Raw genomic sequence first — 20,821 nt, 5'->3', positions numbered from 1 at the left:
CGCATTAGCATATCGTTATCGTATGATGGTGATCGGCTCGCCGGGCGAGACGAAGCCGGGCGGGTCGCCGGACACTCGACAGGAATGAGGAACCGACAGCGATGAGACGCGTCGTCGTGACGGGGATGGGCATCGTCTCGTCCATCGGCAACAACACGAACGAGGTGCTCGCCTCCCTGCGCGAGGCGCGGCCCGGCATCGTCTTCGCCGAGGACTATGCGAAGCTCAGATTCCGCTGCCAGGTACACGGGGCACCGACCCTGAAGGCGGAGGAGGTCGTCGACCGGCGCGCCATGCGCTTCCTCGGCGGCGGTGCGGCGTGGAACCATGTCGCCATGGAGCAGGCGATCCGCGACGCCGGCCTCGAGGAGAGCGACGTCTCGAACGAGCGCACGGGCATCGTCATGGGCTCGGGCGGGCCGTCGACGCGCACCGTTGTCGAGGCCGCCGACATCGCCCGCGGCAAGGGGCCGAAGCGCGTCGGCCCCTTCGCCGTGCCGAAGGCCATGTCCTCGACCGCGTCGGCGACGCTCGCCACCTGGTTCAAGATCAAGGGCGTCAACTACTCGATCTCCTCCGCCTGCGCGACGTCGAACCACTGCATCGGCAATGCCTATGAGCTGATCCAGTGGGGCAAGCAGGACGTCGTCTTCGCCGGCGGCTCGGAGGAGCTCGACTGGACGCTTTCCGTCCTCTTCGACGCCATGGGCGCCATGTCGACGAAGTTCAACGACACGCCGCACCGGGCCTCGCGCGCCTACGACCGGAACCGCGACGGCTTCGTCATCGCAGGCGGCGCCGGCGTGCTGGTGCTCGAGGAGCTCGAACACGCCAGGGCCCGCGGAGCCAAGATCTACGGCGAGATCGTCGGGTATGGCGCGACCTCGGACGGCTACGACATGGTGGCCCCCTCGGGCGAGGGCGCGGTGCGCTGCATGCGCCTAGCGCTCGAAGGCGTGAAGGTGCCGGTCGACTACATCAACCCGCACGCCACCTCGACCCCGGTCGGCGACCTCAAGGAGATCGAGGCGATCCGCGAGGTCTTCGGCGCGAAATGTCCGCCGATCTCGGCCACGAAGTCCCTCACCGGCCATTCGCTGGGTGCCACCGGCGTGCAGGAGGCGATCTACTCGCTGCTCATGATGAACAACGGCTTCATCTGCGAGAGCGCCAACATCGAGGAGCTCGATCCCGACTTCGCCGACATGCCGATCGTGCGCAGCCGCATCGACAATGCCGCCATCGGCTGCGTGCTCTCGAACTCCTTCGGCTTCGGCGGCACCAACGCCACCATCGTGATGAAGCGGCTCGAGGCCTGATCGCCCGAGGCTGCAGGACAACGGGGGCACCGCTTGACAGGGCTCATGCACGGTAAGCGCGGCGTCATCATGGGCGTCGCGAACGATCATTCCATCGCCTGGGGCATCGCCAAGACGCTGGGCGCACACGGGGCCGAGCTCGCCTTCACCTACCAGGGCGAGGCGCTCAGGAAGCGCGTGGCGCCGCTCGCGGAATCCGTCGGCTCATCCTTCCTCCTGCCGTGCGACGTGGAGGACATCGCGTCGGTCGACGCCGTGTTCGAGGCCTTGAAGGCGCGCTGGGGCGGCATCGACTTCCTCGTCCACGCCATCGGCTTCTCGGACAAGAACGAGCTCAAGGGCCGCTATGCCGACACCAGCCGCGAGAACTTCTCGCGCACGATGGTGATCTCCTGCTTCTCATTCACCGAGATCGCCAAGCGCGCGGCGGCACTGATGCCGCACGGCGGCGCGCTGCTCACGCTCACCTATGACGGCGCCAACCGCGTCATGCCCAACTACAATGTGATGGGCGTGGCCAAGGCGGCGCTCGAAGCGAGCGTGCGCTACCTCGCGAGCGACTTCGGCCCCGACCAGATCCGTGTCAACGCCATCTCGGCAGGCCCCGTGCGCACCCTCGCCGGGGCCGGCATCGCCGATGCGCGGCTCATGTTCAACTACCAGAAGGCGCACGCACCGCTGCGCCGGACGGTCACGATCGAGGAGGTGGGTGGCGCCGCCCTCTATCTCCTCTCGGATCTCTCCTCCGGCGTCACCGGCGAGATCCACTACGTCGACTCCGGCTACAACATCATCTCCATGCCACGGCCCGAGGTGTTGAAGGCGCAGGAGGCGGCCCAGATCGCGACCGGTCCAGCCGAGGCCGCCGAGTAGCGGCAGCGGCCGCCCTCGAATGTCTCCGGCCGGGGCGCGGGCCTCACCGCGTTGTGAGGCCGAGCGGCATTGACCGACTCGGCCTTCACGGGGCACTCGCTGCGGCATGACCGACACGACGCGCAGACGCCTCCTCGCCGGCGGGCTTGCCACGCTCGCTCTCCCCGCCTCCGCCGTCCCGGCGCCCGCAGCTCCGGCGCGTGCCGCGCCGGATGCCGTTCGCCTGGTCCGCGCGGCCGCGGGGACTGAGGTCACAACGCCGCACAACCGCGTGCCGAGCGAGCTCGCCAACGAAGCCTCCGAGCTGCCGGGACGGGTCAGGCTCGGGGCGCGGACGCCCAACGTCACGATCTACGAGTTCTTCGACTACAACTGCCCGTGGTGCCGCAAGTCGTGCCAGGATGCCCGCGCGCTCATCGAAGGCGAGGCGGACCTCGCTTATGTGCTCGTCAATTTCGCCGTGCTCGGTGCGCCGTCGATCGAGGCGGCACGCATCGCTCTCGCCTATGCCCGCCAGACTGATGGCAAGGGCTATTTCGCCCTGCACGAGAAGCTCTTCTCGCTGAAGGGCACCGTGAACGGACAGCGCGCCTACGATGCCGCCAGGGCGCTCGGCGCGGATGGCGACAGGCTGCTGAAGGATGCCGATTCCGACGTCGTGACAGCAGCGATGAAGGCCGCGGTGAACCTTGGCAACAACCTGGGCTTTACCGCCACCCCCACCTACCTCGTCCTCACCGAGGCCTATCACGGGTACCTGCCGCTCGCCGACAAGCGCCGCATCGTCGCGAATGTCCGGGGCTGCGAAGCGGTCGTGTGCTGAGCGCGGCGGCATCGTCGAACGTCGGGGCCACCCGCATCGCTTCGCAGCATCCCTGTCACGCAGGGCTCGCGCCAGCGACCGAGGGCGCGCTCTCCTCGCCGGGGGCGGATCGCCGGGTCGCCGCGCGGCGGGCCTGGCGCCGAAGATGCTCCAGTCGACGGGCAGCGTTGCGCCCAGCGGGGTGGCCCCGGAGCGGCGTTGCGCCTTAAATCGCCCGCCTGCCGCAAGGACAAGACGGCCGGAGCCCCATGGGAGGCAGCATGAGCGAGATCACGGCCGCCCTGCCGCGGCGGGACGTGCGCATCGTCGGCGTCGTCAGCCTGGCGCATTTCTCCAGCCATTTCTTCCAGCTCGTGCTGCCGCCGCTGTTCCCGGTCATGAAGGACGCCCTCGGCGTCGGCTATGTCCAGCTCGGCCTGGTGATGACCGTGTTCTTCGCCGCCTCCGGCGTGGCGCAGGTCGTCGCCGGCTTCCTCGTCGACCGATTCGGGCCGCAGCGCGTGCTGCCCACCGGTATCGCCCTGTTCGGGGCGGCGACGCTGATCGCCGGGCTCACGCCGAACTATTGGGCCCTCATCCCGGTCGCGGTGCTGGCCGGCCTCGGCAACAGCGTCTTCCATCCCGCGGACTATGCCATCATGACGGCGCGCGTCACGCCCACGCGCCTCGCCCGCGCCTACAGCGTGCACGTCATCAGCGGCACGCTCGGCTGGGCGGCGGCGCCGATGACGATGCTGGCGCTCAGCGATCTTCTCGGCTGGCGCATGGCGCTCGTCGCCGCCGGGCTCGCCGGGCTCGCGCTCGCCGCCTTCGTCGCCCTCGAACACACGAATCTGTCGGTGGCGCACCAGCGCAAGGCGGAAGCGAGCCCAGGCGCGAGCTCGGCGCGCTTCCTCCTCGCCCTGCCCATCGTGATGTGCCTCGTCTATTTCGCGCTGCTCTCCATGGCGCAGAGCGGCTCGCAGAACTTCCTGCCGAGCCTCCTGCCGCAGGTGCAAGGCATCACCTACGCGCTCGCCATCACGGCCACGACCGTCTATCTGTCCGCCAGCGCGCTCGGGTCGCTTGTCGGCGGTTTCATCGCCGACAAGACACCCAACCACGAGCATATTGTCGGCGGCGGCCTCCTCGGCGGCGGGGTCGCGACGCTGGCGACCGGCTTCGCGGCCCTGTCGCTCCCGCTGCTCTTCGTCACTGTCGCGGCCGCGGGCTTCCTCACAGGCACGACCATCCCGTCGCGCGACATGCTGGTGCGGGCGGCGACGCCGCCAGGCGCGACCGGCAAGGTCTTCGGCTTCGTCTATTCGGGGCTCGATCTCGGGGCGATGCTGGCCCCCCTCGTCATCGGCTTCACACTCGACAGGGGCTACCCGCAGCTCGCCTTTGCCTTCATGGCAGCCGCCCTCGTCGCCACGGTCGCGAGTGCCTTCGTGGTCAAGGGCGCGGCGCGCCGGGCAGCCTGACCCGGGGAGCTGCGGCGGCGCTTCGACGGATCGACCTCAGCGCCCGCCGGAGGCGCGCAGGACCGCACCGGTGACGTAGGACGCCGCGTCCGAGAGCAGGTAGAGGATCGTCTCGGCGATCTCCTCCGGCCGGCCGGCCCGGCCCATGGGAATCATCGGCGCGAGCCGCGCCAGGCGTTCCGGCGCGGCCGAGCTCCTTTCGTGGATCTCCGTCTCGACCAGGCCCGGCGCCACGGCGTTGACGCGGATGTTCTCGGCGGCGAGCTCGCGGGCGAGGCCGATGGTCATGGCATTCACCGCGCCCTTCGACGCTGCGTACCACACGTACTCGCCGGGGCTGCCGAGGTCGGCCGCAACGGACGAGACATTGACGATCGCCCCACCCTGCCCGCCGTGGCGCGGCGCCATGCGCTTCACAGCCTCCCGGGCGACGAGCAGCGCCCCCGTGACGTTGACGTCGATGCAGTGCCGGATCACCGCCGGGTCCGTTTCGTCCAGGCGGCCGACGCGTCCGGTGACGCCTGCGTTGTTGACGAGATGGGTGAGACGGCCGAGGCCCTCGTCCACCGCCGCAAGGATGCGACCCACCTCCGCCTCGCGGCTCGTGTCACCCTGCGCGACGAGAGCGCGCACCCCCGCCGCCCGGCACTCGGCCGCGACCGCCTCGGCTGCCGCCCGGTCGGTCACATAGTTCACGGCGACGTCATAGCCCCGTGCCGCCGCGAGCCGGCAGGTCGCGGCGCCGATGCCCCGGCTCCCGCCGGTGACGAGAAGGATGCGGCTCATGAGGCTAGGATCTCGGATCGATCGCGGGATCGCGACGATGGCCCGGACGCCGCCCGCGATCAATCCTCATCAGGGCAATTCCCCGGCGCAGCCATAGCGCGCCCATGATGCGCAAAGGGGCGGCCTCGCGGCCGCCCCCTGCATGCGCTCGCATGGCTGTCGGGCCGATCGGCGCCGGCAGGATCACTCCGCCGCCGGTTCGGCCTGCTTCTCGGCCTTCTGCTTGGCCTCGAGGTCCTCGCCCGTCTCCTGGTCGACGGCCTTCATCGACAGGCGGACCTTGCCGCGTTCGTCGAAGCCGAGGAGCTTCACCTTGACCTTCTGGCCCTCCTTGACCACGTCGGTCACCTTCTGCACGCGCTGCGGCGTGAGCTGAGAGATGTGCACGAGGCCGTCCTTGGCGCCGAAGAAGTTGACGAAGGCGCCGAAGTCGGTGGTCTTCACCACCGTGCCCTCGTAGATCATGCCCACTTCCGGCTCGGAGGCGATCGACTTGATCCAGTTGATCGCGGCGGTGATCGACTTCACATCGGAAGAGGCGATCTTCACCGTGCCGTCGTCGGAAATGTCGATCTTGGCGCCGGTCTTCTCGACGATCTCGCGGATGACCTTGCCACCCGAGCCGATGACCTCGCGGATCTTGTCCTGCGGGATCTTGATGGTCTCGATGCGCGGCGCGTACTGGCCGAGCTCGGCCCGGGCGCCGGCAAGCGCCTTGCCCATCTCGCCGAGGATGTGCATGCGCCCGCCCTTGGCCTGCTCCAGGGCGACCTTCATGATCTCCTCGGTGATGCCGGCGATCTTGATGTCCATCTGCAGGGCGGTGACGCCAAGCTCGGTGCCGGCCACCTTGAAGTCCATGTCACCGAGGTGGTCCTCGTCGCCGAGGATGTCGGAGAGCACGGCATAGCGCTCACCCTCGAGGATGAGGCCCATGGCGATGCCGGCGACGGGGCGGCGCAACGGCACGCCCGCGTCCATCAGCGACAGCGAAGCGCCGCAGACGGTGGCCATCGAGGAGGAGCCGTTCGACTCGGTGATCTCCGACACGACGCGGATCGTGTAGGGGAACTCGTGATGCGGCGGCAGCATCGGGTGCACGGCGCGCCAGGCGAGCTTGCCGTGGCCGATCTCGCGGCGGCCGGGCGAGCCGATGCGGCCCGTCTCGCCCACCGAATAGGGCGGGAAGTTGTAGTGGAGCAGGAACTGCTCCTTGTAGGTGCCCTCCAGCGCGTCGACGAACTGCTCGTCCTCGCCGGTGCCGAGCGTGGCGACGACGAGCGCCTGGGTCTCGCCGCGGGTGAACAGGGCCGATCCATGCGTGCGCGGCAGGAAGCCCGCCTCCGCCACGATGGGGCGTACGGTCTTGACGTCGCGGCCATCGATGCGCGTGCCGGTGTCGAGGATGTTCCAGCGCACGATCTTGGCCTGGACCTCCTTGAACACCGTCTTGACCTGCTCGACGTCGAAGCGCGCCTCGCCCTCGGCCGGGCAGAGCGCCGCCATCACCTTGGCCTTGGCGGCATCGACCGCGGCATAGCGCTCCTGCTTCTCGACGATCGAGTAGGCGGCGCGCAGGTCGGCCTCGGCGATCTCGAGCACGGCCTTCTCGATCTCCGACAGGTCCGGCGTCTCGAGGGCGCGCGGCTCCTTCGCCGCCTTCTCGGCGAGGCGGATGATCGCCTCGATGACCGGCTGGAAGTGCTTGTGGCCGAACATGACGGCCCCGAGCATCACCTCCTCGGGCAGCTCCTTGGCCTCGGACTCGACCATGAGCACCGCATCGGAAGTGCCAGCGACGACAAGATCGAGATCCGAGCCTTCCATTTCGGGAAGCGTCGGGTTGAGCTTGTATTCGCCCTTGACGTAGCCGACGCGGGCGGCGCCGACCGGCCCCATGAAGGGCACGCCGGAGAGCGTCAGGGCGGCGGAGGCCGCAACCATGGCAACGACATCCGGATCGTTCTCCAGGTCATGCGTCAGCACCGTGACGATGACCTGCGTGTCGCAGCGCCAGCCCTCGGCGAAGAGCGGGCGGATCGGACGGTCGATGAGGCGGGAGACGAGCGTCTCCTTCTCGCTCGGACGGCCTTCGCGCTTGAAGTAGCCGCCGGGAATGCGGCCAGCCGCATAGGCCTTTTCCTGGTAGTTCACCGTAAGCGGCATGAAGTCGACGCCGGGCTTCGGCTCCTTGGCGGCCACCACGGTGGCGAGCACGGTCGTCTCGCCGTAGGACGCGAGCACGGCGCCGTCGGCCTGGCGGGCGATCTTGCCCGTCTCCAGCACGAGCTTGCGGCCGCCCCACATCAGCTCAACGCGTTGAATGTCGAACATTGGTTTCTTCTCTCATGTGTCGGCCAAGCGGCCGAGGCCCTCGCGGCTCGACGCCATGAGCAAGACGGCGAGAGGCTCCTCCGCCGGGGCGCGAAAGGTGCGCCGCATTGCGCGGAGAAGCATCCGGCGATCCTGCCATGGTCGTCAGGCCGGGCCGGTTCAGGATTTCCGCCCGAGCGGAAATCCGCTGCAGGGCCGGATCGTCGCGTGATCCGACCGGGGGAGCGGGCGCCTCGTCGGACCGCCCCCGACAGAAGTCCAGTGACTGTCGGAGCCGATCCCGCGCCCGCCCGATACGCGCCGCGGGCGATTCTTGCAGATCCGCCCGCGGCCAGGAAACGTCAGCGGCGGATGCCCAGACGCTCGATGAGGGTCTTGTAGCGGCCCTCGTCCTTCTTCTTCAGATAGTCGAGCAACGAACGGCGCTGCGACACGAGCTTGAGCAGACCGCGACGGGAGTGGTTGTCCTTCGTGTGGGTCTTGAAATGCTCGGTCAGGTTGGCGATGCGCTCCGTCAGGATGGCGACCTGAACCTCGGGCGAACCCGTGTCGCCGGCCTTCTGGGCATATTCCTTGAGCAGCACCTGCTTGCGCTCGGCAGTGATCGACATCGTCTCGATCCTTCTTGTTCGGGGTCGTGGCGGGTGGCGCCCGCTTCGATGCGCCACCTTCGTCCGGCGGCCGGGCCGGGATGTCGTCCAGCGCGGTCGGCGAAACGAAGCGGGCGGCGTTTCCTCACGCCGCCTCGTGCGCGCTCCTATACACGAATTGCGGCGGATTTCCAGCCGCCTCGCCGACGCGCCGAGAGCCGGTCCTCATCGCGGCAAGTTGAAGATGCGCCGCGGGTGCAGTTCCCCGAGCTCGATCTCGCCCACGGCGATGAGCGCGCCGTTCGTCGATACCGACACCCAGCCCTCCATCACCGGCGCATCGCGGCCGCGCAGAAGCACGCTCTGGCCGCGCATGAGGCGCGCCGCATCGGCCCGGCTGACGGCGAGCGCCGGAATGTCGCCGAGGGCGGTCGCGACCGGCAGCAGGGCGGTCGCCAGCGCGGCCTCCGGCTCCGCCGCCTTGCCGAGCTCCTGCAGCCGCTCGACGACGACCGCATGGTCCAGGCGGAAGGGGCCGACGCGCGTGCGCCGCAGGGCCGACACGTGGCCGAGACAGCCGAGCGCACGCCCGAGGTCGCGGGCGATGGCGCGTACATAGGTACCCTTGCCGCACTCGGCCTCGAACAGGGTGCGGTCGCCGGTGTGGCTCACGAGCGTCAGCCGGTCGATGTGCACCGGGCGCGGCGCCAGCTCGATGTTCTCCCCGTCCCGGGCGAGATCATAGGCGCGTTCGCCCGCGATCTTGATGGCCGAGAAGCGCGGCGGCACCTGCATGATGGCGCCGGTGAACCGCGGCAGCAGCGCCTCGATGGCGACCCGCTCGGGCCGCATGTCGTGGATGGCCGTGACGCGGCCCTCTGCATCGTCGGTGTCGGTTTCGGCGCCCCAGGCCACCGTGAAGGCGTAGGCCTTGCGGCCGTCCATGACGAAGGGCACCGTCTTCGTCGCCTCGCCGAGGGCAATGGGCAGGAGACCGGAGGCGAGCGGGTCAAGCGTGCCGGCGTGCCCCGCCTTCCTGGCGTTGAACAGCCGCTTCACCACGGCGACCGCATGGGTCGAGGTCATGCCGATCGGCTTGTCGAGCACGATCCAGCCGTGCACGTCGCGCTTCTTCGGTCGCGGCCGCTCGGCTCGCGGGCGCGCCTCGTCCTGCTTCTCGTCCTGCGTGAGGTCGTCGTCTTCGGCGATCATCGTCGTCTCGTGAATCAGGATCAGGCCTCGTCATCGACATCGGATCGCGGCGCGGCGACGTCGCGCTGCACCTTCTCGCTCCTCAGGAGCCGGTCGATGTGCGCTGCCTCGTCGAAGCTTTCGTCGAGGCGGAAGCGGATGTCGGGGGCGAATTTCAGATTGATCCGCCGGGCAATTTCCCCGCGCAGGAATCGCCTGTTGCGCTCCAGCGCCGCGACGACGGCTTTCTCGTCCTTGCCGCCGAGGGGCATGACGTAGCAGGTGGCGATCCGGAGGTCGGGGCTCATGCGCACCTCCGGCACGGTGACGACATGGTTCGCGATGACCTCGTCCAGCACCTCGCCACGGGCGAGAATCTCGGCGAGCGCATGGCGCACCAGTTCGCCAACGCGCAACATGCGCTGGCTCGGGCCGGAGCCCGTTTCAAAACGTCCGCGTGACATCGTTCGTCTCCCGGGATCGGACCGGGTTTCCGCATTCGGTTCAAATCGTCACCCCGGCCGCCGCAGGCCCAGGCGGCAGCGACCGGGATCGTGGATTACCGGGACCAGCCGTCCGCCGGTGGAGCGCCGGGCGATCGCCGCCTCACAGCGTGCGCTTGATCTCCTCGACGCGATAGCACTCGATGACGTCGCCGGCGCGCATGTCCTGATAACTCTCGAAGGACATGCCGCATTCCTGACCCGCGACCACCTCCTTGGCGTCATCCTTGAAGCGCTTGAGCTGCGAGAGCTTGCCTTCGTGGATGACGACGTTGTCGCGGATGAGGCGCACATGCGCGCCGCGCTGCACGACACCTTCCGTGACACGGCAGCCCGCCACCTTGCCCACCTTGGACACCGAGAAGATCTCCAGGATCTCGGCCGAGCCCAGGGTATGCTCCCGCAGCGTGGGCGCCAGCATGCCGGACATCGCCTGCTTCACGTCGTCCACGAGGTCGTAGATGATGTTGTAGTAGCGGATCTCGACGCCGGCGCGCTCGGCCGCCTCGCGCGCTTCCTTGTTGGCGCGCACGTTGAAGCCGATGACGGCCGCCCCCGACGCCTCAGCGAGCGTGATGTCGGACTCGGTGATGCCACCGACACCCGAGTGGATGACGCGAGCCGCCACCTCCTCGTTGCCGACCTTCTCGAGCGCGCCGACGATCGCCTCCACGGAGCCCTGCACGTCGCCCTTGACGACGAGCGTGAACTCCTTGCGGCCGGCACCCTCCTTCAGGTCGCGCATCATGTCCGCAAGCGAGCGGGCCTGGCCGGAGCCGCGCGCCGCCATGCGCTCGCGCCGCTGGCGCTGGCGGTAGCCGGTGATCTCGCGGGCGCGCGCCTCCGACTCGACGACCGCCACGCGGTCGCCGGCTTCGGGCGTGCCGTTGAAGCCGAGCACCTCGGCCGGCATCGACGGCGCCGCCTCGCGGATCTGGTCGCCCGTGTCGGCGATGAGGGCGCGCACGCGACCCCATTCGGCGCCCGCGACAACGATGTCGCCGACCCGCAGGGTGCCGCGCTGCACCAGCACGGTCGCCACCGGACCACGACCGCGGTCGAGCTTGGCCTCGATGACCGTGCCCTCCGCCGAGCGATCGGGATTGGCCTTGAGCTCAAGCACCTCGGCCTGCAGCTGCAGGCCTTCGAGCAGCTTGTCGAGATTCGTGCCGACCTTCGCCGACACCTCGAACTCGAGCGTCTCGCCGCCCATCGACTCGACGACGACCTCGTGCTGCAGCAGCTCGGTCCGCACCCGCTGCGGGTTGGCATCCGGCTTGTCGATCTTGTTGATCGCCACGATCAGCGGCACACCGGCGGCCTTGGCGTGATTGATGGCCTCAACCGTCTGCGGCATGACGCCGTCGTCCGCCGCCACGACCAGCACGACGATGTCCGTCACCTTGGCGCCGCGGGCGCGCATGGCCGTGAAGGCGGCGTGGCCGGGCGTGTCGATGAAGGTGATCTTGCCGCCGAGAGGCGACGTCACCTGGTAGGCGCCGATATGCTGGGTGATGCCGCCGGCCTCCCCCGCCACCACGTTGGCGTGGCGGATGGCGTCGAGCAGCGACGTCTTGCCGTGGTCGACGTGACCCATGATGGTCACAACCGGCGGCCGGGGCTGAAGCGTCTCCTCCGCGTCGGGCGCGTCGAACAGACCCTCCTCGACGTCGGACTCGGCCACACGCTTGACGGTGTGGCCCATCTCCTCGGCGATGAGCTGGGCGGTATCGGCGTCGATCACGTCGGTGATCTTGTGCATCTCGCCCTGCCGCATGAGCAGGCGGATCACGTCGACGCCGCGCTCCGCCATGCGGTTCGCGAGTTCCTGAATGGTGATCGTCTCCGGAATGATCACCTCGCGCGACAGCTTTTCCTTCGGCTCGGCCGAGACGCTGCCCTTCATGCGCTGCAGGCGGCGGCGGAATGCGGCCGCCGAATGCGTACGCTCCTCCTCGCCCAGGGTGGCGCTGGCCACGGTCAAACGGCCGCGCCGACGCTCGTCGCCGGGCGTCTTCGGGGCCTTCGGAGCCGGTGCCGGGCGCGCGGCCATGCCAGATCGGGGTCCGGCACCGGGCCGGCGCGCACCGCGCCCCATCTCGTCTGCTTCGGGCAGAGGACCGCGAGCGAGCGCGGGCGGCGCGCCGGCGGCGCGGCGCGGGGGCACGCCTTCGCCCGCGCGGGCCGGAGCCGCGGGCCGTCCCGGTGCGGCTGCGCCGGGGCGCGCCTCGCCGGCCGGGCGCGACGCCGCGGGGCGCGCTTCCTCGGCACCGAGGCGGCGCTTGGCCTCCTCCTCGGCCCGGCGCTTGCGCTCCTCCTCCTGACGCCGACGCTCTTCCTCTTCGCGCTGGCGCGCCTCGGCGGCCTCGCGCTCGGCCTTCTCGCGCGCTTCGCGCTCGGCCCGGCGCCTGGCCTCTTCCTCGGCGCGGCGGCGATCCTCCTCCTCGCGCTTCTTGGCCTCGGTCAGCGCGTGCAGGCGGGCGTCACGCTCCTCGTCGGTCAGCGTACGCAGGACCATGCCGCCGCTGCTCGGGCGCTGGGGCGCCGGGCGGCGGGACTGCGTCGCCGCCGGCGCGCTTGGCGCCGGCCGTGGCGACGGAGCCGACGTCGCCGGCGCGGCAGGCGCAGCCGGTGCGTGGTCCTTTTCGCCGGGACCGATGACGCGACGCTTCACCTTCTCGACGACGACCGCCTTGGAGCGGCCGTGCGAGAAGCTCTGGCGCACCACGCCTTGCTCGACGGGGCGCTTCAGCGTGAGCGTCTTCGACGGCGTCACGCCCAGCGTCTTGTCACTCGGGTTCTTCGTATCACTCATTCCGCTCGAATCCTGCGGGTTCGCCTGTGTCCGTGCCCAGATCCCCGGAAGGCGCCTCCTCCGAGGATCTGCTCGCCCCGCCCGAAACCCCTGTTCCGGACGGACCGTCGGCGCCGTAGCGCGCCAGCCTGCGCCAGCGCGTCAGAAAACCTTCACTGCCGGGGCCCGCGACGAGGGCTGCATGTATCACATGTGCCCGCCCCAATGCCAAATCCAAATCAGCCTCGGCGAAGTCGCCGACGACCGGCAGTTCCGCCGATGGTTGGTCGCCGCCCGCCCGGCCGCGCCGCCGCACCGCCTGCGCGAGCTTGCGGCGCCCGTCCTCCGCCGCCTCCCGGGCGTGGACGAGGGCGACTGCCGCTCCCGAAGCAACCGCGTCCTCGACCTTGCCGAAGCCGGTGACGACCGCCCCTGCCTTGTTGGCGAGAGCGAGCGCCTGCACGGCATCGCGCCGGAGCAGCTCCTCCACCTCCGCGGCAAGCGTCGGCGACACCGTCACCGCCGCCTTGAGCCCACGGCCGAAGGCCTTGCGCCTGACGGCCTCGTCGACCGCCGCGCGCGACGCCGTCACCCACACACCGCGCCCCGGCAGCTTGCGCCGGATGTCCGGCACGACGGCGCCGTCGGGACCGGCGACGAAGCGGATCATCTCGTCCGGCGAGCCCGTCCGCCGCGAGACGATGCAGCGCCGCTCGGAGCCTTCGTCGCGCCTGCGCGGCACGCCCTCCTCCATTCGTCCGCGGGGGCCGCGCCGGAGCGCCGTCCCCGCCACCGCGCGCCGGAGCCCCACGGCCCGGCCCGCCCGATCATGCCTCTTCCGATGCCTCCGGGGCATCGTCGGCCGGCTCTTCCGCAGCCGCCACGGCCGCCGGCTCGATCCATCCGGCCTTGACACGCGCGGCCATGATGATGGCCTCGGCTTCCTGCCGGGACAGATCGAAGCCGTCCAGGATGCCCTTGACGCGCGTCACCTCGGCCCCCTTGCGCTCGGTCCAGCCGGTGAGCTCGTCGGTGGCGCAGCCGGCGAGATCCTCCACCGTCTTGACGTCGTTCTCGCCGAACGCGACGAGCATCGCCGTCGTGACGCCGTCGATCTCCTTGAGCTCGTCGGCGACGCCGAGTTCCCTGCGCTTGGCGTCCAGCTCCGCCTCGACGCGCGCCAAATGGTCGCGCGCCCGGTTCTGGATCTCCTCGGCGGTCTCCTCGTCGAAGCCCTCAATGGAGGAGAGCTCGCCCGGCTCGACGAAAGCGAGTTCCTCGACGGAGCGGAAGCCCTCCGAGGCGAGAAGTTGGGCGACAACCTCGTCGACGTCCAGAGCCTCCATGAAGATCTTGGTGCGCTCGACGAATTCCTTCTGGCGGCGCTCCGACTCCTCCTGCTCGGTGAGGATGTCGATGTCCCAGCCCGTAAGCTGCGAGGCGAGCCGCACGTTCTGACCGCGGCGACCGATGGCGAGCGAGAGCTGCTCGTCGGGCACCACCACCTCGATGCGCTCGTTCTCCTCGTCGAGCACCACCTTGACCACCTCCGCCGGCTGCAGGGCGTTGACGATGAAGGTGGCGGCGTCGGGCGACCAGGGGATGATGTCGATCTTCTCACCCTGCAGCTCGCCGACCACGGCCTGCACGCGCGAGCCGCGCATGCCGACGCAGGCGCCGACGGGATCGATCGAGGAGTCGCGCGAGATCACCGCGATCTTGGCGCGCGAGCCCGGATCGCGGGCGACCGCCTTTACCTCGACGATGCCGTCGTAGATCTCCGGCACCTCCTGGGCGAACAGCTTGGCCATGAACTGGGGATGCGTGCGGGAGAGGAAGATCTGCGGGCCGCGCGTCTCGCGACGCACGTCGTAGACATAGGCCCGGATGCGGTCGCCGGGGCGGAAGGCTTCGCGCGGGATGAGCTCGTCGCGCCGCACGATCGCCTCGCCGCGACCGAGGTCGACGATGACGTTGCCGTATTCGGCCCGCTTGACGACACCGTTGACGATCTCGCCGATGCGGTCCTTGAACTCCTCGTACTGCCGGTCGCGCTCTGCCTCGCGCACCTTCTGCACGATCACCTGCTTGGCCGACTGCGCCGCGATGCGCCCGAAGTCGAAGGGCGGAAGCGTGTCCGAGATGACGTCGCCGATCTGGGCGGCCGGGTTGTGCCGGCGCGCGTCCTCGAGATCGATCTGGGTCGCCGGGTTCTCGACCTCCTCCACCACCAGGAGATGGCGCGACAGCCTGAGCTCGCCCGTGCGCGGGCTGATCTCGGCGTGGATATCGGTCTCGGCCCCGTAGCGGGAGCGCGCCGCCTTGGCGATCGCGTCCTCCATCGCGGCGAGCACGATCTGGCGATCGATGACCTTCTCGCGCGCGACGGCGTCGGCGATCTGCAAGAGCTCCAGCCTGTTGGCGCTGACGGCCATCGGGATCACTCCTTCTCTGACTTGCGTTTGGCAGCGGGCCTTCGGGCGCCGCGCCCTCCCCCGCGCCGGGCCCCGGCGGCGGGCTCGTTGTCCTCGGTGTCGGCGACATCCTGCGCGGCGGCGAGTTCCGCCTTGCCGCGTCGGAGCGCCTCGGTGATCAGCGCGTCGGTGAGCACGAGATGCGCACCGGCCAGCTCGCCGAGAGGCAGGGCCACGAGGCTCTCCTCCTCGGGCTTGGCATCGAGGCGCTCGAGCTTGACCGCCCCCTCCTCGACACCGCGCAGGATGCCGCGGAAGCGCTTGCGGCCGGCGACCGGCAGCACCGTCTCGATCTTGGCCTCGTGCCCCGCCCAGCGCAGGAAATCGGATGGGCGAACGAGCGGCCGATCAATGCCGGGCGAGGAGATTTCGAGATGATAGGCGCGATCGATGGGATCCTCGAGGTCGAGCACGGGCGAGACGGCGCGGCTCACGGCCTCGCAGTCGTCGACACCCATCGTGCCGTCCGGTCGCTCGGCCATGATCTGGACGGTGCAGCCATTCAGGCCCGTGACCTTCACGCGAACGAGGCGATAGCCCAGGTCCTCGATGACGGGCTCCAGGATCGTCGCGACCCGTGCCGCAACCCCGCTCTCGCCGATGACGCGCGCTTCGAGATCCATGTGTCGAGGCCGTTGCTCCCTGCGCCCCGCATTCCCCAATCCCGGTCGGGCGGCCGTGCGGGGCGACCGTCCGCGGTTCCCTGCCAGAACGAAAAAGAGCGGACCCCCGGGGGCCCACTCTCCGTCACGATCCGCACCGGATCACTCTGGATATCGGGATGGCGCGCACCATAGACCCCGCGCTTCCGTTGCGCAAGTCCGGAAAGCTCGGGCGTCGTGGCGGCGCGCATGCTAACGCTCCGGTGACAACTCGGGCGATAGGAACATCCCTTCCGCCCCTTGTCTGTCCATTCCGGAGTCCTTGATGAGTGCGGTCCTGCAGCTCGTGCGCGAGCTCGACGATGCCATCGCCGAACGTTCGGTGGAGCGGCGCACCGAGGCGCTGCGGCGCGTCACCGACCTCTTCCTGCGCGATGCTCCCGCCTACGCGGACGACCAGGTCGCGCTCTTCGACACGGTGCTTGTTCGCTTGGCCGGCGTCATCGAGACGCAGGCCCGGGCGGAGCTCGCCGAGCGCCTGGCGGGCGTCGCCAACGCCCCGGCCGGCGTCGTCCGCTCGCTCGCGCACGACGAAATCGCGGTGGCGCGGCCGGTGCTCACGCGCTCGGCGCGCCTGAGCGACGAGGATCTCGTCTCCGTGGCAACCGCCAAGGGCCAGGATCACATGGCGGCCATCGCCATGCGCCGCACGCTGGCGCAAACGGTCACCGACGTGCTCGTCGAGCGCGGCGACGACGCGGTCGTGCGCACGGTAGCCGGCAACAGTGGCGCCCGCTTCTCGCCGGCCGGCATGGACCGCCTCGTCGAGCGGGCACGGATCGACGAACCGCTGCAAACGATCCTCGGCCGGCGCCGCGATATGAGCGACGCGCAGCTCGGGCGCCTCATCGCGATCGCAAAGGAGACGGTCAGGCAGCGTCTGACGGAGGACCTGCCCGCCGAACATGTGCCCGATGTCGCCGTGGCGATCGACCTCGGCGCGCGCGTCGTCGAGGCGCAGGTCCGGGCCCGCGCCGCGGCGGCCCCCCGCGACTACGAGGCTGCGGAGGCCGAAATCGAGCGCCTCGCGGGCCTGCGCCGGCTCGACGAGACGGCCCTTGCCGTCTTCGCGTCGAATCAGCGTTTCGAGGAGAGCGTCTGCGCTCTGGCCGCCCTGTGCGAGATCACACGCGCCACGGCCGAGCGTGTTCTCACCGGCGACGCCGATCTCGCCATCATCCTCGGCAGGGCCAAGGCCTGGTCCTGGCCCACCGTGCGCGCCCTCCTGAAGCTCGCCGGCCGCAACGGCGGCGCCTCCCGCGCCATCGGCACGGCGCGCGACATCTATGACGAGCTGAGCATCGATACGGCACGGCGCGTCCTGCGCTTCGTGCGCGTGCGCGAGCACGTGGCGGAAGCGGGCAGGGCTTCCTGATGCCATCCGCAGGCCGGACGTCGGTAACCCTCCGGTGAGGAGTGGCGGGCAATCTGGGCCCGCAGGGGGGACTTCAATGCAGGGCTCAGGCCTTTCCGCGCTCGTGCGAGATCTCGACGCCGCGATCGCGCGCCGCCCGCCGGAACAACGCGTTGAGACCCTGCGCCGCGTCACCGACCTCTTCCTGCGCGATGCGAAGGCGCTCAGGGGCGAGCACGTGGATGTCTTCGACATCGTCATCGCACGGCTTGCCGCGGTCATCGAGCGACGCGCCCGCATCGACCTCTCCGAGCGCCTGGCCGACGTGCCGAACGCACCGATCGGCGTCATCCGCACGCTCGCCCAGGACGACATCGTCGTCGCCCGCCCCGTGCTGACCCGTTCCCCCTGCCTGACGAGCAGCGATCTCGTGGCCATCGCCGCCGCCAAGGGGCGCGACCATATGCTGGCGATCTGCGAGCGTCCCTATCTGCCGAGCGCGGTCACCGACGCGCTGGTGATGCGCGGCGACCGCGCCGTTCTTCACGCCGTCTCCCGCAACGCCGGCGCGAAGTTCTCGCGCGCCGGGCTCGAAGCGCTGATCGCCAAGGCGCGCGCCGATTTCGCCCTGCAGGCCCAGCTCGGGCAGCGGGTCGACATTCCCGAGCCGCACCGCACGCGCCTCATCTCGATCGCCAAGGAAGCGGCGCGCCGGCGGCTTGCGGACGCGCTGCCGGAGGCCGCCGAGAGCGACATCGCGAGCGTCGTGGATGCGGGGGCGCAATCGCTCGCGCCGCGCGGCTCGCCCGAACGCTATGCCGAGGCCGAAGCCGAGGTCGCGCGGCTTCTGTCGCTCGGCCATCTGGACGAGAAGGCCGTGGCGGGCTTCGCCGAGTCGGAGCGCTTCGAGGAATGCGTGCTCGCCATCACACGCCTCTGCGGCGTGTCGCAGGCCATTGCCGAACGCACGCTCACGGGCGACGTCGAACTGCTCGTCGTGCTGTGCCGGGCGCAGGAATGGACATGGAAGACGACGCGGGCGCTCATCGCCCTGCAGGGCCCGCGGGGCGGGCGCACGGCCAAGCGCGCCTACGCGAGCTTCCGCTCGCTCGCCGTCGAGACGGCGCTGCGTGCCGTGCGTGCCCTGACGCTGCAGGAGGCGAGCCGCGACATCGTCGGCGTCAGCGGCGCCGGAATGTGAGGTAACTCGGCCTGCGGCCTTCGCGAAAGGCCTTGGCCTCGTAACGGGTCCCCGGCCAGTCGTCCCAGGCGCGCCGCCAGTCGTCGGCGCGCATTGCCTCCCAGACGAAGTCGGCCGAGCGCTGCACGCGGGCGAGCGTCCAGGCCGCGTAGTCGTCGATGTCGGTGGCAAAGCGCAGGACCGCTCCGGGCCTCAGCACGCGAGCGAGTTCCGCCAAGGTCGCATCTGACAGGAAGCGGCGCTTGCGATGTCGCCGCTTCGGCCACGGATCGGGATAGAGGATGAAGGCGCGTCCGATGCTCGCCGCCGGCAGGCGCGGGATGAGCAGCATGGCATCGGCGCCGTGCAGCCGCACATTGGCGAGACCACGGGCCTCGATGCCGGCGAGCAGCTTCGCCATGCCGTTGACGAAGGGCTCGCAACCAATGATGCCGACGTCGCGATGGGCCTCGGCCTGGGCGAGGAGGTGCTCGCCACCGCCGAAACCGATCTCCAGCCACACGTCGGAGACGGCCTGCGGGAACAGGCGCGCCGGATCGGCGATCGGCCCCTCCTGCGGCACGCGCAGACGCGGCAGCGCGTCCGCCATCAGGCCGGCGTGATGCGCCCGCAAGCGATGCCCCTTGCGGCGCCCGAAGAAGGCGCCACGCCTGTTCGCCATCTCGCTCATGATCGATCGGCGCGCCCGCTCGTCAGGCGACGGCCGAGCGGATCGCCTCGGCAAGGTCCGTGCGTTCCCAGGAGAAGCCGCCGTCGGCCTCCGGCGCCCGGCCGAAGTGGCCGTAGGCCGCGGTGCGCGCATAGATCGGCCGATTGAGGCCGAGATGCTTGCGGATCCCACGAGGGGACAGGTCCATGACCTGCATGAGGACGTCCTCGAGACGTGCCTCCTCGGCATTTCCCGTGCCGTGCAGGTCGACGTAGAGCGACAAGGGCCGCGACACACCGATGGCGTAGGAGAGCTGGATGGTGCAGCGGTCCGCGAGCCCGGCGGCGACCACGTTCTTGGCGAGGTAGCGCGCCGCATAGGCGGCGGACCGGTCCACCTTCGTCGGATCCTTGCCGGAGAAGGCGCCGCCACCGTGCGGTGCCGCGCCGCCGTAGGTGTCGACGATGATCTTGCGCCCCGTCAGGCCGCAGTCACCATCCGGGCCGCCGATGACGAACTTGCCCGTCGGATTGACGTGCCAGACCGTGTCGCGCGCGATCCAGCCGTCCGGGAGAGCCTTGCGCACGTAAGGCTCGACGATGGCGCGCACGTCGTGGGAGGTCAGCGTCTCGTCGAGATGCTGGGTGGAGACGACGATCTGCGTCACGCCGACGGGCCGGCCGTTCTCGTAGCGCACCGTCACCTGGCTCTTGGCGTCCGGACCGAGCACGCCCGTCTCACCGGACCGGCGCGCCTCCGACAGGCTCTTCAGGATGCGGTGAGCGTAAAAGATCGGCGCCGGCATGAGCTCGGGCGTTTCGCGGCAGGCGTAACCGAACATGATGCCCTGGTCGCCCGCGCCCTCGTCCTTCGCGCCGGCCGCGTCGACGCCGGCGGCGATGTCGGCCGACTGGGCATGCAGGTGAACCTGAATGTCCGCCTTCTGCCAGTGGAATCCCTCCTGCTCGTAGCCGATGTCCTTGATGGCCAGTCGCGCGAGGTGGGAGATATATTCCTTGGTGATGTTGCCGGGACCGCGCACCTCGCCGGCGATCACGACCCGATTGGTAGTGGCGAGCGTCTCGCAGGCGACGCGTGCCTCCGGCAGGGCCTCGAGATAGGCGTCGACCACCGCATCCGAAATCCGATCGCAGACCTTGTCGGGATGGCCCTCTGACACCGACTCGCTCGTGAAGAGGTAATTCGAACGCGGCACGGCTTTCTTTCCTTGTGGTGGAGGCGAAAGCTGCCGCGCACCATCCCACGTCCGCAGCTTCCGCAAGGGGCGCGGTGTTGTGACAGTGCCGCCGATCCGGGTCAAGGCGAAAAGACGGACGCGTTCGTTTGAGCGAACGAAACGGGGTCTTAACCGGACGCCTGTTCGTCGTCTCCGGCGATCGTGGCGACGAGATCGATGATGCGCCGCCGCAGCTTCGGATCCTTGATGCGCACGAAGGCCTTCGTCAGCTGCACGCCCTCGCTTGTCGCAAGGAAGTCGGACACGTAGGCGGCCGCCGGCGTTTCGGCGAAACCCTCGCCGTTGACGTGGGCGGCATCCGCATGCGGGGCGCCATCGAAGAAGAACTCGACCGGCACGCCCAGGACCTTGGAGATCTGCTGCAGGCGGCTCGCACCGATGCGGTTCGTGCCCTTCTCGTATTTCTGAACCTGCTGGAACGTCAGCCCCAGCGCATCGCCCAGCTTTTCCTGGCTCATGCCGACGAGCATGCGGCGCATGCGCACACGGCTGCCGACATGTTTGTCGATTGGATTGGGGGCCTTCTTCATTTCCAGTTGTTCCTCAC

General features: G+C 69.7%; 18 protein-coding genes. 6 read left to right on the top strand and 12 right to left on the bottom strand.

The features are described 5' to 3' along the window. Positions 1 to 101: 101 nt before the first annotated feature. From fabB to QNA08_RS11025, 4 genes are all read left to right on the top strand, one after another. Positions 102 to 1,319 carry a beta-ketoacyl-ACP synthase I gene (gene fabB / locus QNA08_RS11040; protein WP_283740766.1) on the top strand — a complete coding sequence of 406 codons (1,218 nt, stop codon included), beginning with the start codon at positions 102 to 104 and terminating at the stop codon, positions 1,317 to 1,319. A gap of 45 nt (positions 1,320 to 1,364) precedes the next feature. Then, entirely contained in the window at positions 1,365 to 2,192 is an 828-nt protein-coding gene (gene fabI / locus QNA08_RS11035; RefSeq protein ID WP_283740765.1) for an enoyl-ACP reductase FabI, read from the top strand. A gap of 106 nt (positions 2,193 to 2,298) precedes the next feature. Next, complete coding sequence (locus QNA08_RS11030) at positions 2,299 to 3,015, top strand: thioredoxin domain-containing protein (RefSeq protein ID WP_283740764.1); 717 nt, start codon at positions 2,299 to 2,301, stop codon at positions 3,013 to 3,015. 260 nt (positions 3,016 to 3,275) lie between these two features. Next, a complete protein-coding gene (locus QNA08_RS11025) occupies positions 3,276 to 4,478 on the top strand; it encodes an MFS transporter (protein WP_283740763.1) in 1,203 nt (400 codons plus the stop codon). 36 nt (positions 4,479 to 4,514) lie between these two features. Here the strand turns inward: QNA08_RS11025 and QNA08_RS11020 are convergent, their stop codons facing one another. From QNA08_RS11020 to rimP, 9 genes are all read right to left on the bottom strand, one after another. After that, positions 4,515 to 5,264, bottom strand: a complete 750-nt coding sequence (locus tag QNA08_RS11020; RefSeq protein WP_283740762.1) for a glucose 1-dehydrogenase — start codon at positions 5,262 to 5,264, stop codon at positions 4,515 to 4,517. Between the two features lie 183 nt (positions 5,265 to 5,447). Next, positions 5,448 to 7,598: a polyribonucleotide nucleotidyltransferase gene (gene pnp, locus QNA08_RS11015; protein ID WP_283740761.1), complete on the bottom strand. Its 2,151-nt coding sequence runs from the start codon at positions 7,596 to 7,598 to the stop codon at positions 5,448 to 5,450. Between the two features lie 341 nt (positions 7,599 to 7,939). Next, complete coding sequence (gene rpsO / locus QNA08_RS11010) at positions 7,940 to 8,209, bottom strand: 30S ribosomal protein S15 (RefSeq protein ID WP_283740760.1); 270 nt, start codon at positions 8,207 to 8,209, stop codon at positions 7,940 to 7,942. A gap of 204 nt (positions 8,210 to 8,413) precedes the next feature. Beyond that, positions 8,414 to 9,400 (bottom strand): tRNA pseudouridine(55) synthase TruB, encoded by a 987-nt coding sequence (gene truB, locus QNA08_RS11005; RefSeq protein WP_283740759.1) that lies wholly within the window; start codon positions 9,398 to 9,400, stop codon positions 8,414 to 8,416. Positions 9,401 to 9,420: 20 nt separating this feature from the next. Further along, positions 9,421 to 9,843 (bottom strand): 30S ribosome-binding factor RbfA, encoded by a 423-nt coding sequence (gene rbfA, locus QNA08_RS11000; RefSeq protein WP_283740758.1) that lies wholly within the window; start codon positions 9,841 to 9,843, stop codon positions 9,421 to 9,423. Positions 9,844 to 9,985: 142 nt separating this feature from the next. Beyond that, positions 9,986 to 12,697 carry a translation initiation factor IF-2 gene (infB, locus tag QNA08_RS10995; RefSeq protein ID WP_283740757.1) on the bottom strand — a complete coding sequence of 904 codons (2,712 nt, stop codon included), beginning with the start codon at positions 12,695 to 12,697 and terminating at the stop codon, positions 9,986 to 9,988. Next, entirely contained in the window at positions 12,690 to 13,430 is a 741-nt protein-coding gene (locus tag QNA08_RS10990) for an RNA-binding protein (RefSeq protein WP_422679906.1), read from the bottom strand. Before QNA08_RS10990 ends, infB begins: the two co-directional genes overlap by 8 nt. A 73-nt stretch (positions 13,431 to 13,503) precedes the next feature. Continuing rightward, positions 13,504 to 15,111, bottom strand: a complete 1,608-nt coding sequence (gene nusA / locus QNA08_RS10985) for a transcription termination factor NusA (protein ID WP_283740755.1) — start codon at positions 15,109 to 15,111, stop codon at positions 13,504 to 13,506. Between the two features lie 5 nt (positions 15,112 to 15,116). Then, entirely contained in the window at positions 15,117 to 15,773 is a 657-nt protein-coding gene (rimP, locus tag QNA08_RS10980) for a ribosome maturation factor RimP (RefSeq protein WP_283740754.1), read from the bottom strand. Positions 15,774 to 16,077: 304 nt separating this feature from the next. Between rimP and QNA08_RS10975 the strand changes: the two genes are divergently transcribed. Both QNA08_RS10975 and QNA08_RS10970 read left to right on the top strand, forming a co-directional pair. Beyond that, complete coding sequence (locus QNA08_RS10975; protein ID WP_283740753.1) at positions 16,078 to 17,187, top strand: DUF2336 domain-containing protein; 1,110 nt, start codon at positions 16,078 to 16,080, stop codon at positions 17,185 to 17,187. A 76-nt stretch (positions 17,188 to 17,263) separates the two neighbouring features. Beyond that, positions 17,264 to 18,367 (top strand): DUF2336 domain-containing protein, encoded by a 1,104-nt coding sequence (locus QNA08_RS10970; protein WP_283740752.1) that lies wholly within the window; start codon positions 17,264 to 17,266, stop codon positions 18,365 to 18,367. Here the strand turns inward: QNA08_RS10970 and trmB are convergent. The 3 genes from trmB to QNA08_RS10955 form a co-directional block, all read right to left on the bottom strand. Continuing rightward, on the bottom strand, positions 18,348 to 19,037 hold the full coding sequence (gene trmB / locus QNA08_RS10965; protein WP_283740751.1) for a tRNA (guanine(46)-N(7))-methyltransferase TrmB: 690 nt from the start codon (positions 19,035 to 19,037) through the stop codon (positions 18,348 to 18,350). The genes QNA08_RS10970 and trmB overlap by 20 nt on opposite strands. A 22-nt stretch (positions 19,038 to 19,059) precedes the next feature. Then, complete coding sequence (metK, locus tag QNA08_RS10960) at positions 19,060 to 20,232, bottom strand: methionine adenosyltransferase (RefSeq protein ID WP_283740750.1); 1,173 nt, start codon at positions 20,230 to 20,232, stop codon at positions 19,060 to 19,062. A 149-nt stretch (positions 20,233 to 20,381) separates the two neighbouring features. Next, entirely contained in the window at positions 20,382 to 20,804 is a 423-nt protein-coding gene (locus QNA08_RS10955) for a helix-turn-helix domain-containing protein (RefSeq protein WP_283740749.1), read from the bottom strand. Between the last annotated feature and the right edge of the window lie 17 nt (positions 20,805 to 20,821).

Source organism: Chelatococcus albus, from assembly GCF_030067675.1.
Classification (GTDB): Bacteria; Pseudomonadota; Alphaproteobacteria; order Rhizobiales; family Beijerinckiaceae; genus Chelatococcus_A; species Chelatococcus_A albus.
This window is presented reverse-complemented; position numbering and strand designations above follow the sequence as displayed.